This is a genomic window from Lonsdalea populi (genome assembly GCF_015999465.1).
GTDB lineage: Bacteria > Pseudomonadota > Gammaproteobacteria > Enterobacterales > Enterobacteriaceae > Lonsdalea > Lonsdalea populi.
This window is the reverse complement of sequence record NZ_CP065534.1, coordinates 3,570,125-3,584,636: the sequence shown is the minus strand read 5'-3', so window position 1 is coordinate 3,584,636 and position 14,512 is coordinate 3,570,125. Positions and strand designations below refer to the sequence as shown.

Below are 14,512 nucleotides of genomic sequence, written 5' to 3'. Positions count from 1 at the left end.
TGAGAGGAAGTTTAAGCTACCCGTTGGCTGGAATCTCGATAAAGCGAGGCTTATTCGCTGAATAAGCCTCGGTAAAAGGGACTAATGCAGAATCTGCGCTAGGAAAGATTGGGTACGTTCTGAACGCGGGCTGGAGAAGAAGATATCTGGCGGTGCCTGTTCGACGATCTCGCCCTGATCCATAAAGATCACCCGGTTGGCGACCGTGCGCGCAAATCCCATTTCATGGGTTACGCACAGCATAGTCATACCGTCTTCGGCCAAACCCAGCATGGTATCCAGTACCTCTTTGACCATTTCAGGATCTAACGCCGAGGTAGGCTCATCAAACAGCATGATCTTAGGCCTCATACACAGCGAACGCGCGATGGCGACACGCTGCTGCTGACCTCCAGAAAGCTGCCCGGGATATTTATGCGCATGGGCCGCAATGCGAACGCGCTCCAGATAATGCATCGCCAGCGCGTCGGCCTCTTTTTTTGGCATACGATGTACCCAGCTAGGCGCCAGCGTACAGTTTTGTAAAACCGTGAGATGCGGGAAAAGATTGAAATGTTGAAACACCATACCGACTTCAGTTCTGATTTTCTCAACGTTGCGGCTGTCGCTGTTCAGCTCAATGCCATCGACAACAATGCGTCCCTTTTGATGTTCCTCCAGATGGTTGATACAGCGGATCGTCGTTGATTTTCCCGAGCCTGATGGGCCACACAGGACAATACGCTCACCTTGTTTCACCTGGAGGTTAATGTCTTTCAATACGTGAAATTGACCGTACCACTTATTCACATTTTCCAACGTTATCATATGGTTATCTGGTTTTATTGACGCATTCTGATTCATGGATGACCTCAATGAGACTTATGTCCGGTATCAAACCGTTTTTCTAAATGTTGGCTATAACGCGACATGCTGAAACAGAAGATCCAATAGATCAGCGCGGCGAAGACGTAGCCTTCGGTAGACATTCCCAGCCAGGCGGGGTCTACCGTGGCCTGCTGGATACTGCTGAAAAGATCGAACAACCCGATGATAATCACCAGACTGGTATCTTTAAACAGTGAAATGATGGTGTTGACCAGACCGGGGATAACCATTTTTAGCGCCTGGGGCAAAATGACCAGACACTGCATCCGCCAATAGCCTAATGCCAGCGACTGTGCAGCTTCGTACTGCCCTTTCGGCAAAGCCTGCAGTCCACCGCGTACCACTTCCGCCACATAGGCGGATTGGAACAGAATGACGCCCACCAAGGCGCGTAACAGTTTGTCTATGCTGGTCCCCTCCGTCAGGAACAGCGGAAGCATTACGGAAGACATAAATAGAACGGTGATCAGCGGCACGCCACGCCAGAATTCAATAAATCCTATGCATAGCATACGGACGATAGGCATTTCCGAGCGTCGGCCCAGCGCCAGCAGGATCCCGAGCGGCAAAGCGCCCGCAATCCCCACGGCGGCGATAATGAGGGTAAGCGTGAGCCCGCCCCATTGGCGTGTTTCTACGTAGGGCATTCCGCCGAATCCCCCGGACAGCAGCCCCCAGGCGATAAGTGGATAAACGATGCACCATCCTGCGATATAACGACCGCGATGCGGCATCGCTTTCCAGAACATGGGGAAAATGCTCAATAGCGCCAGCACGAGCGCGAAATTGATGCGCCAGATCTCTTCTGTAGGGTATAGCCCGTACATAAAGTGGCCGAAGCGAGCGTGAATAAACACCCAGCAGGCCCCTTCGCGCGTACAGTCATTGCGCGTTGCGCCTAGCCAGTTGGCGTCAAAGACCGCCCAGCTCAGAAGCGGGGGAAGTCCTTTCCACAGCAGCCACAGACAGAGCAGGGTCAGCAGGCTGTTGGGGATGCTGGAAAACAGGTTACGTCGAGCCCATGCGATGGCGCCGCTAACAGGCGTCGGGCGATTTGGTGTATGTGAAATCATGTTCACCCAGCTCCTTTAGCGCTCAATTAAGGCGATTTTACGGTTATAGATATTCATCAGTAGCGAGATCAGCAGGCTGATAATCAGGTAAACCGACATCGTCATAGCAATCGTTTCAATCGCCTGACCGGTCTGATTGAGGACCGTACCGGCAAACAACGACACCATATCCGGATATCCAATCGCAGCGGCGAGAGAAGAGTTCTTCACAATATTCAGGTACTGGCTGGTTAGCGGAGGAATGATGACGCGCAACGCCTGCGGCAAGATGACTTTGCGCAGCGTGATCGCTTTTGGTAGGCCAAGTGAGAGCGCCGCTTCATGCTGTCCGTGAGAAACTGATTGAATACCGGAACGGATGATCTCGGCGATGAAAGATGAGGTATAGACCGAAAGCGCCAGCGCCAGCGCGGCGAGTTCAGGGATCATCACCATACCGCCGGTAAAGTTAAACCCTCTTAATACCGGGAGCTCCCAGTTCAATGCACGGCCAAAGGTGATGTGCGTCAGACCCAGCAGTAACGAAAGGACCAGTAACGGCCACGGCCAGTTTCGACGATAGATGCCGGTTTCACGGTGATAGCGCTGATTTCTACGGACGATAAGAACGGTCACGACTACTGTAATCACCACGGCGAGTAGGGCCGGAAGGGCGCCGGGGCCGAAATCTGCTGCCGGGATATACAATCCGCGGTTACTCAAAAACACGGCATCCAGCGCGCTGACCGCCTGGCGAGGCCCCGGTAGATTGCGAAGTACGGCAAAGTACCAGAAGAAGATCTGCAGCAGAGGCGGAATATTGCGGAACGTTTCGATATAGAAGGTGGATAGCTTACGGAGCAGCCAGTTGTCAGACAGCCGGGCAAGGCCGACCATAAACCCCAATAAGGAGGCACAGATAATACAGATGGCCGATACCAAAAGCGTATTCAGCAAGCCGACGATGAAGACGCGGGCGTAGGTATCTCCCTGCTGATAGTCAATGAGATGCTGGACAATACCAAACCCGGCGGAGTTATCCAGAAAAGCAAAGCCGGAAGTAATTCCGCGCTGTGCCAGATTGCTGATGGTGTTGTGCAACAGATATGTAGCTAAAGCCAGTACGACGATGACAGCGACGATTTGGTACAGCCAGGCGCGCACCGCAGGATTAGTCAGTGATAAATCACCTTTTACGGTTGGGCGTTGCAGCATGATGAAGCCTCGATAGCGTCAAACGAGAGCACGGCGATAAAGCCGTGCCCGGTTTACTTGAGAGATTAGCGAACGGCAGGCGCGTATTGGATACCGCCTTTGGTCCACAATTCATTCAGCCCGCGTTTGATTTTCAACTCGCTGCCCATACCCACGTTACGCTCAAAGACTTCGCCGTAGTTACCGACCTGTTTAATAATCTTGTAGGCCCAATCGGCGGGTAATTTGAGGTCTTTGCCGTAATTACCTTCTTTGCCGAGCAGGTGAGCCATATCCGGCGTTGCAGGTTTGGCCTGCATCTGGTCGACATTCTGAGAGGTGATACCCATTTCTTCCGCGTTCAGCATGGCGAACAAGCTCCAGCGCACGATGGAGAACCACTCTTCGTCGCCACGGCGAACGACTGGTCCCAGGGGTTCCTTGGAGATGACTTCAGGCAGCACGATGTATTCGTTGGGATTGGCCAATTTAATGCGCAGTGCATACAGCTGAGACTGGTCGGAAGACAGCGTGTCGCAGCGGCCGGACTCCAGCGCTTTGGCGCTCTCATCGGAGCGGTCGAAAGTGACCGGCGTGTACTTCATGCCGTGAGTTTTGAAATAGTCTGCGACATTCAGTTCGGTATCGGTTCCCGCCTGAATACAGACGGTAGCGCCGTCCAGCTCCTTCGCGCTTTTCAGCCCGGCCTTGTTGTGGGTCAGGAAACCAATGCCATCGTAGTAGGTGACGCCGGTGAACAGCATGCCCATGCCCGCGTCACGCGAAGAGGTCCATGTTGTATTACGGGACAGCAGGTCCACTTCGCCTGACTGCAGCGCCGTAAAGCGTTCTTTGGCGGTCAGCGGAGTAAATTTTACCTTATTGGCATCTCCGAAGACGGCAGCCGCGACGCCCTTGCAAACATCCACGTCAATACCGGCATATTTGCCGCTGGCATCGGCATAGGAAAAACCCGGCAAACCATCACTGATACCGCATTGGACAAAACCTTTTTTCTGGATAGCATCTAGCGTGGTGCCAGCATGGGCCTGTTGCGTCGCCGTAAAGAGAGACGCGCCCGCGACCAGCGTAGACATGATCAGTTTTTTCATCATCTTATGTGCCTAATGAGTTATGTGCTGTGGTAATGGACGTAGCATTGCCTACGCCCTGTCTGCCGGCGCCGTCGTTGGACATTGTGCCGTGGCGTGATTAAGCAAAACTAATGCCAATCCGTGACGGTCCCTTTCGCGCCTAATGGCGGAGAGTTTTGTGAGGGAACACACAAAGTTTGATATGTATTGCACCAATATAGTCACGTAACTCAAAAAATTGCCTTGTTTTGGTGCTGGGAGACCTGATTGGCGAATTTGGCAGAACATTGCGATCTTAACCAGTGCATAAGGATGGCGTATGTTGTCTTTTTTAGTGCAACCTGTTATCAAGTTGCTAGATAATTTGGCAGGATTAGGGCAGCGAGGCAGGCCTATATGGGGCCGGAAGAAGATATTAAGATTAACAAAATGAATGAGTTACTTTGCCTCCCGCTCTGCGGAAGGCCAGATATTGAACTAACGAACATTATGCCGTTGATAGAAGCTTTCCAACCGTGCCTGAGCTTTGCTCAAAATGGTACAGAACAGAAGATAGATAACGGCGGCTTCGACATAAAGAATAAGCGGTTCATAGGTGACGGAGACGATGCGCTGAGCCGCAAGAAACATTTCCGGCACGGTGATGACGGCCGCCAACGACGTATCTTTGATCAGAGAGATAAAGGTGTTCGATAGCGGGGGCAAGGACACGAATACCGATTGAGGAAAAATGACCCACCGAATGGCCTGAGCCCCTTTCATTCCCAGCGAATAGGCGGCGTTCCACTGTCCCTGGGGGACAGACAATATGGCTCCGCGGACGATCTCAGAGCTATAGGCCCCTACATTCAGGGTAAAACCAATCAGCGCGGCAGGAAACGCATCCAGGGTGATGCCGGCGCTGGGGAGTCCGTAAAATATCAGAAACAGCTGCACCAGCAGTGGCGTGCCGCGAATCACCCAGACATAAAAATCGGCAATCCATTTCAGCGTGCGGGGTCCATAAAGCCGGATCAAGGCGACGACGATCCCGACGGCAAGCCCAAGCACGAAGGAAATAATAGCCAGAGGAACGGTGAACTTCAGTCCAGCAGAAAGCAGACTCCAGAAGGAGTCTGCCATGAGTTGTAGCCAGGGTGGCATCTAAAAAACTCCGGTATCTTTGCGGTTACTGGGAAACATCTTCCCCGAAGTATCGCATAGAAATCGTTTTATACGTGCCATCCGCTTTGATCTGGTCCAGCGCGTGGTTGATTGCCCCGATCAGCGGGGCTTGTCCCTTGCGCACCAGAATGGCGGAAGGATCGCCGCTTTCCGCCGTGGCGGCAACTTTGACTTTCGCATCCGGCTTTTGTTTTTTGAAGTCGAGGAATGACAGATTGTCGTTCAGCGTCGCATCGGCACGGCCGCTCAGCACCAGATCCAGCGACTGGTTAAACCCGTCGGTAGGCACGATGTCGGCGCCATATCGCGTCGCCAGCTTCGAATAATTGCTGGTCAGGCTCTGTGCAGATTTGTGACCTTCAAGATCTTCAAATGTCTTGATGGTGGTGTTGTCGTTGCGAACAACCAGCACCGACTTCGCATCAATATAGGGTTTGGAGAAATCGAACTTCACCTGACGTTCGGGCGTAATGCCGACCTGGTTAACAACGGCGTCATAGCGGCCTGCGCTTAGCCCGGCGATCAATCCATCCCAACGTCCTTCGATGAACTCGGCCTTAACGCCGATTTTCTCAGCCACCGCACGGCCTATTTCCACATCAAAACCGACCAGTTTTCCCGATTTATCGTGATACGTGTAGGGAGCGTAGGTCCCTTCCGTGCCGAATTTGATGACGCCCGCAGCCTTGATGATGCTGAGATCGTCCTGTGCCTGTACCAGAGCACTGGTGACAAGTAACGCGCCAGTCAGTAATGCAACGCTGATTTTCTTCATCGTGGTTCCTACAAAGACGGGGAGATAACAACCTATATGCTTATGAGGCCGAGCGGCGAAAATCTACGTGATATCACCACGCATTGCTAATCACATAAGGTGATGGTTTATAGCGACAAAGCATAAATAATATAGTGGTCCGTGGCGGTTTTTTCCACACTGGGCGGAATTGACGTCGGAGCGTGTGGGCGGAGAAATAGAGAAAAAGGGACGGATAGCCCCGTCCCTTCGATCTTGGTGTCATGGCGATGTGCTGCTCATTAACCCCAGACGGCGTCAGCGATCGCTTTGACCAATGCAATTTTAGCCCACTGCTGCGCTTCGGTTATCTCATTGCCTTCTTCCGTTGAGGCGAAGCCGCACTGAGTACTGAGGCACAGGCGTTCCAGCGGTACGAATTGGGTAGCTTCCTTGATGCGATCAATCACCGCCTGTTTGTCTTCCAGTTCGCCGAACTTGGAAGAGATCAGCCCCAAAACAACCTGCTTATCGCCTGATACCTGAGCCAACGGAGAGAAGTCGCCGGCGCGTTCAGTATCGAATTCCAGATAGTAAGCAGAGACATTTTCACGGGCGAACAGCACGCTTGCGACCGGTTGGTAACCGCCGCTGGCGGCCCAGGAAGAGGCATAGTTGCCGCGGCATACGTGCGTCGTCAGCACCAGATCTTCCGGCGCGCCTTCTACGCTTGCGTTATTGACCTTCAGATACAGCTCGGCCAGCGTGTGTACTTTGCCGCCTTCAGCCGGTTCTGCGTGATGACCACAGCCACAGCTCGTCGAGTTCGGCGTATCGGCGCCGCCGCCGCCGGCAAATTTCGGATCGACCAGCATGCCCCAAGTGCAGTCATCCAACTGTAGGTTGCGGCAACCCGCAGCATACAGCGCTTTGATGAAGGTACGATAGGCGTTGGCGATATCCTGCACCAGCGCCTCTTCAGTTGGGTAAAACTCCAGCGTCTTAGCTTTGTTATCGGGGCGCTGTAGCTCGGCCAGGAACTGCGCCGCAGAAGGGACGGTCAGTCGCGGCGTAACGCCCGGTTCTGCGAATTGAAGTAGGAATTTGAAATGTTCGATGAACGGATGGTTCTCACCGGAAATCTTACCGGAAAGGCGCGCAGTTTCCGGACGGGTTTCCTTGTCCGCAAACGCGTAGCCTTTGGCGATGAGGGTTTTTTCCACGCCGTTCAGGCCCCACATGAAATCGAGGTGCCACCAGCTACGACGGAATTCGCCGTCGGTAATCACCTGTAAACCGGCCGCTTTCTGTTTCTCAACCAGCTCGGTGATGGCCTTGTCTTCAATGGCCTGCAGCTCTGCCGCAGAAAGGTTACCCTGGGTAAATTTTGCCCTGGCATCATGCAGATACTGAGGACGAAGATAGCTCCCTACGACGTCGGCACGGAATGGGGGTCGTTGTGTCTTAATAGCTGTCATCAAAATAAGTCCATTCTTAATTATATTAGTGCGCAGAGATTATCATGAAACTAATCCTCCCATTAGATGAAATTCCCTCACCATCATTGAGATAATTTCACGTTGGCAGGCGTGCGGATCTCGCACGAAACAATCACCGACGACACTGTCAATATGAACTTTGAGTGGTGCGGAAAGGAGAGAATGACGCGTCGATGTGCCGTTCTGTTAAGAATTCGATAAGCAGGGTAAAACTAGTTAAGAAAGCACGAATTAAGACATTTCGTTATTTAAGACTGCCGTAGTGTGGACGATAGTGCTGTGCAATCTGCTTACTATAAGGCAGGGCCATTTGAGGAATTCAGTTATGAAAAAAATTACATTGGCAATCGTAATGACGGTGTTTACCGCAAGTAGCCTGCTCTCAACAGTCTCTTTTGCAGCGGGTCCGGATCAACAGGACGGGAAGCAATGGCAGCAGAGGCCGGGAAGCCAACAGCATGGCGGACGCGATGGTAATTCTGGCGGTCAGCCTAATCGAGGCGGTCATGGCGAGCCAGGTCGGCAGCAGGCTCACATACAGCGTGGCGGCGACCGTGACCACTTCGTTTCCAATGGTCACGACTTCCGAAGGGGCAAACCGGCTCCGAGCCGTTACCGCGGCAATGATTATCGTGTCAACGACTGGCGCGCTCGCGGTTTGAGACAGCCGCCATCAGGCCAGCATTGGGCTTACATTGATGGCAACTACGTGCTGATTGCAGCCGCAACGGGCATCATCACCTCTATTATTCTCAACAGCGCTCTGCAACATTGATGCTGGCGCGTGCCGGAGCGGGTCTCCGGCACGCATTACCTTTCCTTTTTCTTTACCGCCTTCATCATGGTTTTTCGTGAATCCGAACAAGTTGGGTCCGATGATCAATTGACCCAATCGGCGAGTTTATCGCGCGTCTGCTGTTTGACCTCGTCGTTAATATACAGGCTGACGGTGTCTAGAGCGCCTGGATTGCTCTTGGATTATCTACCGTAAGCAGGGGCAGTCCAGCATGATAAATTGCTCTTAATCAATGTATCGAACTGGTGTCATAGGAAGAGTCCGTTTTGTTGTCTATAAAAATATTGCAGGGCTTTTACTGTTCAAACTCTGGTGAAATATGACTGATAAATGGGCTGACTACCTTATTTCAAAAGTCCGATATAACGATAAACACACTCACATTACACATGTGTATGCGTACGTCGATAATGGAGACACCGTGGGAGGAGGGACGTCAGAAACACGGCAGTGGGTAGTGAATAAAATCGATAGCGGTTATACGTTTTACACCATTTTCAAAGGTGATGACGGTAAGTGGAAGAAAGGGCAAAAAGTGGTCAAGGACCGTGTTAACGGCACTGATTACATTACGACCAGACCTAACGGCACATCCAAGGATAACTTGGAAAACCTTCCTGAGTACTAGACACTTTGATAACTAAAATACAAAGCATCAGAATTGTTCTGGTGCTTTTTTGTATGTTCAGCCAAAGATGTATAACCATCTGTATAAATAATAAAAAAGGCGCTCCCCCATGCTGAGTAGCGCCTTTTTATTCAATGACATAGCTGAATTGTATCAGTTCATGCCGTATTTTTTCAGTTTCTTACGCAAAGTGCCGCGGTTGATACCCATCATCAGTGCTGCACGGGTCTGGTTACCGCGAGTATATTGCATCACCATGTCCAACAGTGGTTGCTCAACTTCAGCCAGTACCAGCTCATACAAGTCATTCACATCCTGACCGTTCAGTTGAGCAAAATAGTTCTTCAGTGCCTGTTTAACCGAGTCGCGCAGGGGTTTTTGGGTTACCTGAGCCTGAGAGTTTACGGTGGAAACGGTCAGTACGTCAGAATTCACGCGTTGTTCGAACATAGTTCTGTCAGCTCTTTTTCTGTTTACGCAAGATTTTCAAAATATGCCTCCAACGCCTCCAGCTGTTCGCCGGCATCCTCAATGGCGTTGAATGTGCGCCTAAACTGGTCGTCCGGGGCATGTTCCTGGAGATACCAGGAAACGTGCTTACGAGCGATACGGAATCCCTTGCCTGGACCATAAAAGTCATGCAATTCCCGTATATGCCCGATCAGCAAGCGCTTAACCTCTGCCAATGGCATCGGTGGCAGCAGCTCCCCTGTGTCCAGATAATGCTGGATTTCCCGAAAGATCCAGGGTCTTCCCTGAGCGGCCCGTCCTATCATCAGGGCATCGGCCCCGGTGTAATCGAGAACCGCTCTGGCTTTATGCGGGTCAGTAATGTCGCCATTCGCAATGATGGGAATGCCGACGGCCTGCTTAACTGTCCGAATGCTGTCGTACTCGGCCTCGCCATTGAACAAGCACGAACGCGTGCGTCCATGGATGGTGAGAGCCTGAATACCACAGTCTTCAGCCAATCTGGCAATTTGTACACAGTTGCGGTGCTCTGGAGACCAGCCGGTCCGGATTTTCAGTGTTACCGGTACGTCTACCGCTTTCACCACCGCCGTCAGGATCTGTTTCACCAGATTGGGGTGCTGCAACAACGCAGACCCCGCCATCTTGCGGTTCACCTTCTTGGCCGGACATCCCATATTGATGTCGATGATCTGCGCGCCGAACTCAGCATTGATGCCGGCGGCCGCGGCCATCTCCTCCGGATCGCTGCCGGCAATTTGCACGGCTCTGATACCGGGTTCATCGCTATGCACCATGCGCAAGCGGGACTTGTCCGAGCGCCACACTTCCGGATTGGAAGAGAGCATTTCGGACACCGTCATTCCAGCGCCCATCATGTGACAGAGTGCTCTGAACGGGCGATCGCTAATACCGGCCATCGGGGCGGCTATCAAACGATTGGGAAGCTGAAATTGTCCAATGTGCATAGACAAAGAGTGACCATACTGTGTCTGCAAGGGCGCGTATATTACGCATTTTTCACGCGATAGGAAAGGCCAAACTTTGAGCAATTGCGCGTAACAGATCAATAAAATGATGTTTGAGCAAAAGAAAAATTTATTTTATCTATATATATCATATCGTTATATAATTTCGCCACCGGCGGCCTACGCAGTCGGCAACGGCCTATTAGAAGTGAAAAGAACGAGCTGAGGCGATGTCAGGGAGCGATTCGTGGGGCAATGAAGGCAATTGGTAGTGAAAAATGCACCATATTCGGCCTAATGAGGAGCAATCTATCGGTCTGATGAAGGCATTTGATTGCTCCTGTTTTCGGTCATCGCCCTTGCTGCAGGTTCCTATTTTTGATCGGTTTCGCCTCCCGCTGCGTCAATTTCCTGGCTGATATGTTCGATGTCAGCGGGGAAAACCGATGTGCGGCCGTGCTCCGATATCGTGCAGCAACTCCCTGCTTCGTTAGTTCCTGCTGCCTTCAAAATAGTCGGTCGGCGATTTGTGGTGTGTAACAAAAGTGCGAGGAGATCGCAGGAAAACTCACGCGGATTCTGGGGGGTTAAAGGACGGACCGACGAAAGCCTGGCTCAGGCTTAATTGCCGTTTTAAATCGGGCACGCCCCGGAGTGAAAACGCCGCAGGGAAACCGGGTTGTTACTCATTTCCGAAAAGCGTTAGCGTCTCCCCGGCTGTGGCCGACGAGGTCTATGCGGTTGGTATCAACCTAGGTGAGTTTGGCTAGATTCTCCCCGTCGGCATCTAAATCGTTTATCTCGCAGTAAAACATCTCGAACTTGCCGGGATTGTCATTTTCCTCGTGCCAGCTTGGCATCATGGTAATGATGCCGGCCTCAGGGAAAGCGCGATCGCTCTGATCGTTTTCGGCATCCCGAGGTTCCCAAAGAGGTTTCCTAGGCTGCCATAGCCGCCGCAGGCCACACCACGGCCGGATGCTGTTTACCATCGTTGGGATCGGGTGTCGTATAGGCAACCAGATCGCTCAAGGCGGCGGATAATGTATGGTCTTAAACCGTTCAGTCGGCGATGAAAAGCCCGGTCCCCAGCAGCATAGGGTTGCTGCGGCGTTGTGCTGGGTGTGGTGAGACCGGTGAGGTGAGATAGCGGCGGGGTCATTATAAATGGGGCGGAACGCACAGGATGGCCTTCCGCCGTTGGCGCAGGCGCGCTTACTGTGCCTTTCTGATACCGGTTATTCGGCACCACTCTTCTTTTTCCGCCACCGGATCAAGCTCGAATTTCTCCTGATAGGCTTCTGATACGTTGGCGGCCTGGGTCGCCAGCACGCCGGAGAGACCGAGATGACCGCCCGCTTTGGGCAGGTCGCCGATCAGGGGCGCCAACTCCCGCAGAGGGCCAGCCAGAATGTTGGCGACGACCACGTCGGCGGAAAGCGCTTCCGGCTGGTCTTTCGGCAGATACAGCGCCAGACGCTCGGACACGCCGTTGCGCTGGGCGTTGTCGCGGCTGGCCTGAATGGCCTGAGGGTCGATGTCGATGCCGATGGCGCGGGCGGCGCCCAGCTTCAGCGCGGCGATCGCCAGAATGCCCGAGCCACAGCCGAAGTCGATGACGGTTTTACCTTGCAGGTCGAGACCGTCCAGCCACTGCAGGCACAGCGCGGTGGTGGGGTGGGTGCCGGTGCCGAAGGCCAGGCCGGGGTCCAGCATCACGTTGACCGCATCCGGATCGGGGATATCGCGCCAACTGGGGCAAATCCACAACCGCTCGCCGAACTGCATCGGATGGAAATTATCCATCCATTCACGTTCCCAGTCTTTATCTTCCAACTGCTCGATTTTGTGTTTGAAACCCGCGCCCAGCAGCGGCTCCTGTTCCAGGATCGCGATGACGACCTTCATGTCGGTCTCGGCATCGTACAGGCCTATCACATCAGTATCGCCCCACAGGCGGGTTTCGCCCGGCAGCGGCTCAAACACCGGCGTGTCGTGGGTATCCTGAAACGTGACGGACACCGCGCCGCTTTCGACCAGCGCGTCGCCCAGGGGTTCGGCATGTGCGCCGGAAGTATTAATTTTGAGTTGAATCCACGGCATAGCGGCCTCTTACTAAACGTCGGATGAAGTAACGGCGGCGGGCGCAGCGTGCCCGAACCGGTTACCAATAATAAATGCCAGCAGGCTTGACGCCAGAGCAGGGACGATCGGGTGAAATCCGCCCCATTGGATTTTGAAGCTGGCCAGCAGGGTATAACAGATTGCTCCCCCTATCATGGCGCTCAGTGCGCCCGTCGCATTGGCGCGTTCCCAGTACAGTCCCAGCACCAACGGCCACAGGAACACGGCTTCCAGTCCGCCGAACGCCAGTAGATTAAGCCAGATGATCATTTCAGGCGGGCGCCAGGAGGCCAGTACGACCATCAGTCCCAGCACCAGCGTGGTCAGGCTGGACAGGTGTTTGATATACCTTTCGTTGGCGGCCCGCTGGGGGCGGACGCTGAGATACAAATCTTTCACGATGGTTGCCGACGCCTGCAGCAGGTGCGCGTTGATGTTGGACATTATCGCTGCCATCGGCGCCGCCAGGAAAATACCGGCGGCCAGCGGCGGGAGAACGGCGATCATCAGCTCAGGCAGAACCTGGTCGGGGATGGTGAGGTTAGGCAGAATCGCTCTCCCCAGCGCCCCGGCCAGATGCATGCCGAGCATCAGCAGGGTAATGACGATGGTGCCGATGATGATACCGCGGTGCAGCGCTTTGCTGTCCCGATAGGAGATACAGCGTACCGCCGTGTTCGGCAGGCCGATGACGCCGAAGCACACCAGCAGCCAGAACGAGGTCATGAACGGTCCGGAAAGTGCATCGCCAGGACCGTGCGGAGAGACCAGCGCCGGATCGATGTGGCGCAGTTTTTCCACGGCGACGGGCAGGCCGCCCGCAGCATAAATCACGCCAACCACCAGCAGCAACGTCCCTACCAGCATCACGATACCCTGCATGGCGTCGTTGAGCACGCTGGCCCGAAAGCCGCCAAAGGCGGTATACAGCGCGATAGTGATGCCGAAGATCAGCAGCCCGGTGTCGTAGGGGATGCCGACCGCCGTTTCGAGCAGACGAGCACCACCGATAAACTGCACGGCCATGGCGCCGATGAACGCGACCAGCAGGCTGAGGCTGGCGAACCAAACCAGCAACCGGTTGCCGTAGCGGGCGTACAACATATCGTTGAGCGTGATCGCGTTATAGCGCCGCGCCAAAATTGCGAATTTTTTTCCCAGAATGCTGAGTGAAAGCAGCATGGTCGGCACCTGGATCATCGCCAGCAACACCCAGCCCAGCCCGTATTTATAAGCAGCGCCGGGACCGCCGATGAAAGAGCTGGCGCTTACGTAGGTGCCAATCAAGGTCATGGCCAGAACGAAGCCGCCCATCGATCGGTTGCCGAGAAAATATTCGCGCAGGAAGTTGCCCTGCTGGCGGCGGGTATAGGCGTAAACGGACAGCCCGAAGACCAGCAGCAGGTAGGCGATCAGCGGAATGACGATCTGACTATGCATCCTCATCCTCCAGCGCAATGTCGTGGAACAGATGGCGGACCATCAGCCAGCATAGAATGATAAAGGCCAGCGGCAGCAGCAGGCACGACATCTCGAACCAGCGCGGCAGTCCGGTGATGCCGGATTCGCTACTTGGCAGATATGCGGCGGCAATCCACAGCAACAGGTAACCCAGCGTCAGGCCCAGCGCCCAGCGCGCTTCCCGGTGTGCCTGAAGAAAACGTTTATCCATCTTGTTATACAACCCAATTGGTATTCATCAGTATGGCGTGTGCAAAACAGGGGATTTTACGGTATGTGAGCGCATTGCCTAGCAGGAATTCGCGGCCACGGATGGATTGTCAGGGATAAACAGGCGCGTTTCCGAATGCATACATAGCGCAGAGAAAGCAGTCATTAACTGAATAACGGTTATTTTTATCTGTTAGCGCGGCGATTGAAAACCAGGCCGTTCGACAGCCTGAAAGCGGTCGACCGGCCTT

Annotated in this window: 14 protein-coding genes; 2 read left to right on the top strand and 12 right to left on the bottom strand. The window is 53.7% G+C overall.

The window, feature by feature from the left end; translation table 11 throughout:
• Positions 1 to 81: 81 nt before the first annotated feature.
• The 7 genes from I6N93_RS15880 to I6N93_RS15850 form a co-directional block, all read right to left on the bottom strand.
• Positions 82 to 843: an amino acid ABC transporter ATP-binding protein gene (locus tag I6N93_RS15880; protein WP_085685913.1), complete on the bottom strand. Its 762-nt coding sequence runs from the start codon at positions 841 to 843 to the stop codon at positions 82 to 84.
• Between the two features lie 8 nt (positions 844 to 851).
• Complete coding sequence (locus tag I6N93_RS15875; protein ID WP_085685911.1) at positions 852 to 1,940, bottom strand: amino acid ABC transporter permease; 1,089 nt, start codon at positions 1,938 to 1,940, stop codon at positions 852 to 854.
• Positions 1,941 to 1,955: 15 nt separating this feature from the next.
• Positions 1,956 to 3,134: an amino acid ABC transporter permease gene (locus tag I6N93_RS15870; protein ID WP_085685909.1), complete on the bottom strand. Its 1,179-nt coding sequence runs from the start codon at positions 3,132 to 3,134 to the stop codon at positions 1,956 to 1,958.
• A gap of 65 nt (positions 3,135 to 3,199) precedes the next feature.
• Positions 3,200 to 4,225 carry an amino acid ABC transporter substrate-binding protein gene (locus I6N93_RS15865; RefSeq protein WP_085685934.1) on the bottom strand — a complete coding sequence of 342 codons (1,026 nt, stop codon included), beginning with the start codon at positions 4,223 to 4,225 and terminating at the stop codon, positions 3,200 to 3,202.
• A 459-nt stretch (positions 4,226 to 4,684) separates the two neighbouring features.
• Positions 4,685 to 5,350 (bottom strand): amino acid ABC transporter permease, encoded by a 666-nt coding sequence (locus tag I6N93_RS15860; protein ID WP_085685908.1) that lies wholly within the window; start codon positions 5,348 to 5,350, stop codon positions 4,685 to 4,687.
• 25 nt (positions 5,351 to 5,375) lie between these two features.
• Positions 5,376 to 6,146 (bottom strand): amino acid ABC transporter substrate-binding protein, encoded by a 771-nt coding sequence (locus I6N93_RS15855; RefSeq protein ID WP_085685906.1) that lies wholly within the window; start codon positions 6,144 to 6,146, stop codon positions 5,376 to 5,378.
• A 260-nt stretch (positions 6,147 to 6,406) separates the two neighbouring features.
• Entirely contained in the window at positions 6,407 to 7,582 is a 1,176-nt protein-coding gene (locus I6N93_RS15850; RefSeq protein ID WP_085685904.1) for a uroporphyrinogen decarboxylase/cobalamine-independent methonine synthase family protein, read from the bottom strand.
• Between the two features lie 346 nt (positions 7,583 to 7,928).
• On the opposite strand from I6N93_RS15850, the gene I6N93_RS15845 reads away from it, so the two are divergent.
• Positions 7,929 to 8,378: an RcnB family protein gene (locus I6N93_RS15845; protein WP_085685901.1), complete on the top strand. Its 450-nt coding sequence runs from the start codon at positions 7,929 to 7,931 to the stop codon at positions 8,376 to 8,378.
• A 340-nt stretch (positions 8,379 to 8,718) separates the two neighbouring features.
• Positions 8,719 to 9,027, top strand: a complete 309-nt coding sequence (locus I6N93_RS15840; RefSeq protein WP_085685899.1) for a DUF3892 domain-containing protein — start codon at positions 8,719 to 8,721, stop codon at positions 9,025 to 9,027.
• A 153-nt stretch (positions 9,028 to 9,180) separates the two neighbouring features.
• Here the strand turns inward: I6N93_RS15840 and fis are convergent, their stop codons facing one another.
• The 5 genes from fis to I6N93_RS15815 all read right to left on the bottom strand — a co-directional run bounded on the left by fis (position 9,181) and on the right by I6N93_RS15815 (position 14,262).
• Positions 9,181 to 9,477 (bottom strand): DNA-binding transcriptional regulator Fis, encoded by a 297-nt coding sequence (gene fis, locus I6N93_RS15835; protein ID WP_012883002.1) that lies wholly within the window; start codon positions 9,475 to 9,477, stop codon positions 9,181 to 9,183.
• A gap of 23 nt (positions 9,478 to 9,500) precedes the next feature.
• A complete protein-coding gene (gene dusB, locus I6N93_RS15830; protein ID WP_085685897.1) occupies positions 9,501 to 10,466 on the bottom strand; it encodes a tRNA dihydrouridine synthase DusB in 966 nt (321 codons plus the stop codon).
• A gap of 1,215 nt (positions 10,467 to 11,681) precedes the next feature.
• Positions 11,682 to 12,569, bottom strand: coding sequence for a 50S ribosomal protein L11 methyltransferase (gene prmA, locus I6N93_RS15825; RefSeq protein ID WP_085685893.1), 888 nt, complete (start codon positions 12,567 to 12,569; stop codon positions 11,682 to 11,684).
• 12 nt (positions 12,570 to 12,581) lie between these two features.
• Positions 12,582 to 14,030 carry a sodium/pantothenate symporter gene (gene panF, locus I6N93_RS15820; RefSeq protein ID WP_085685891.1) on the bottom strand — a complete coding sequence of 483 codons (1,449 nt, stop codon included), beginning with the start codon at positions 14,028 to 14,030 and terminating at the stop codon, positions 12,582 to 12,584.
• Entirely contained in the window at positions 14,023 to 14,262 is a 240-nt protein-coding gene (locus tag I6N93_RS15815; protein ID WP_085685889.1) for a YhdT family protein, read from the bottom strand. Before I6N93_RS15815 ends, panF begins: the two co-directional genes overlap by 8 nt.
• Positions 14,263 to 14,512: the final 250 nt, after the last annotated feature.

What these genes read in the sequence shown, in the direction of transcription:
- I6N93_RS15860 (WP_085685908.1), bottom strand. Translation starts at nt 5,350, where the DNA reads ATGCCACCCTGGCTACAACTCATGGCAGACTCCTTCTGGAGTCTGCTT.
- I6N93_RS15880 (WP_085685913.1), bottom strand. Translation starts at nt 843, where the DNA reads ATGAATCAGAATGCGTCAATAAAACCAGATAACCATATGATAACGTTG.
- prmA (WP_085685893.1), bottom strand. Translation starts at nt 12,569, where the DNA reads ATGCCGTGGATTCAACTCAAAATTAATACTTCCGGCGCACATGCCGAA.
- I6N93_RS15870 (WP_085685909.1), bottom strand. Translation starts at nt 3,134, where the DNA reads ATGCTGCAACGCCCAACCGTAAAAGGTGATTTATCACTGACTAATCCT.
- I6N93_RS15850 (WP_085685904.1), bottom strand. Translation starts at nt 7,582, where the DNA reads ATGACAGCTATTAAGACACAACGACCCCCATTCCGTGCCGACGTCGTA.
- I6N93_RS15865 (WP_085685934.1), bottom strand. Translation starts at nt 4,225, where the DNA reads ATGAAAAAACTGATCATGTCTACGCTGGTCGCGGGCGCGTCTCTCTTT.
- I6N93_RS15855 (WP_085685906.1), bottom strand. Translation starts at nt 6,146, where the DNA reads ATGAAGAAAATCAGCGTTGCATTACTGACTGGCGCGTTACTTGTCACC.
- I6N93_RS15875 (WP_085685911.1), bottom strand. Translation starts at nt 1,940, where the DNA reads ATGATTTCACATACACCAAATCGCCCGACGCCTGTTAGCGGCGCCATC.
- panF (WP_085685891.1), bottom strand. Translation starts at nt 14,030, where the DNA reads ATGCATAGTCAGATCGTCATTCCGCTGATCGCCTACCTGCTGCTGGTC.
- I6N93_RS15845 (WP_085685901.1), top strand. Translation starts at nt 7,929, where the DNA reads ATGAAAAAAATTACATTGGCAATCGTAATGACGGTGTTTACCGCAAGT.
- I6N93_RS15840 (WP_085685899.1), top strand. Translation starts at nt 8,719, where the DNA reads ATGACTGATAAATGGGCTGACTACCTTATTTCAAAAGTCCGATATAAC.
- I6N93_RS15815 (WP_085685889.1), bottom strand. Translation starts at nt 14,262, where the DNA reads ATGGATAAACGTTTTCTTCAGGCACACCGGGAAGCGCGCTGGGCGCTG.
- fis (WP_012883002.1), bottom strand. Translation starts at nt 9,477, where the DNA reads ATGTTCGAACAACGCGTGAATTCTGACGTACTGACCGTTTCCACCGTA.
- dusB (WP_085685897.1), bottom strand. Translation starts at nt 10,466, where the DNA reads ATGCACATTGGACAATTTCAGCTTCCCAATCGTTTGATAGCCGCCCCG.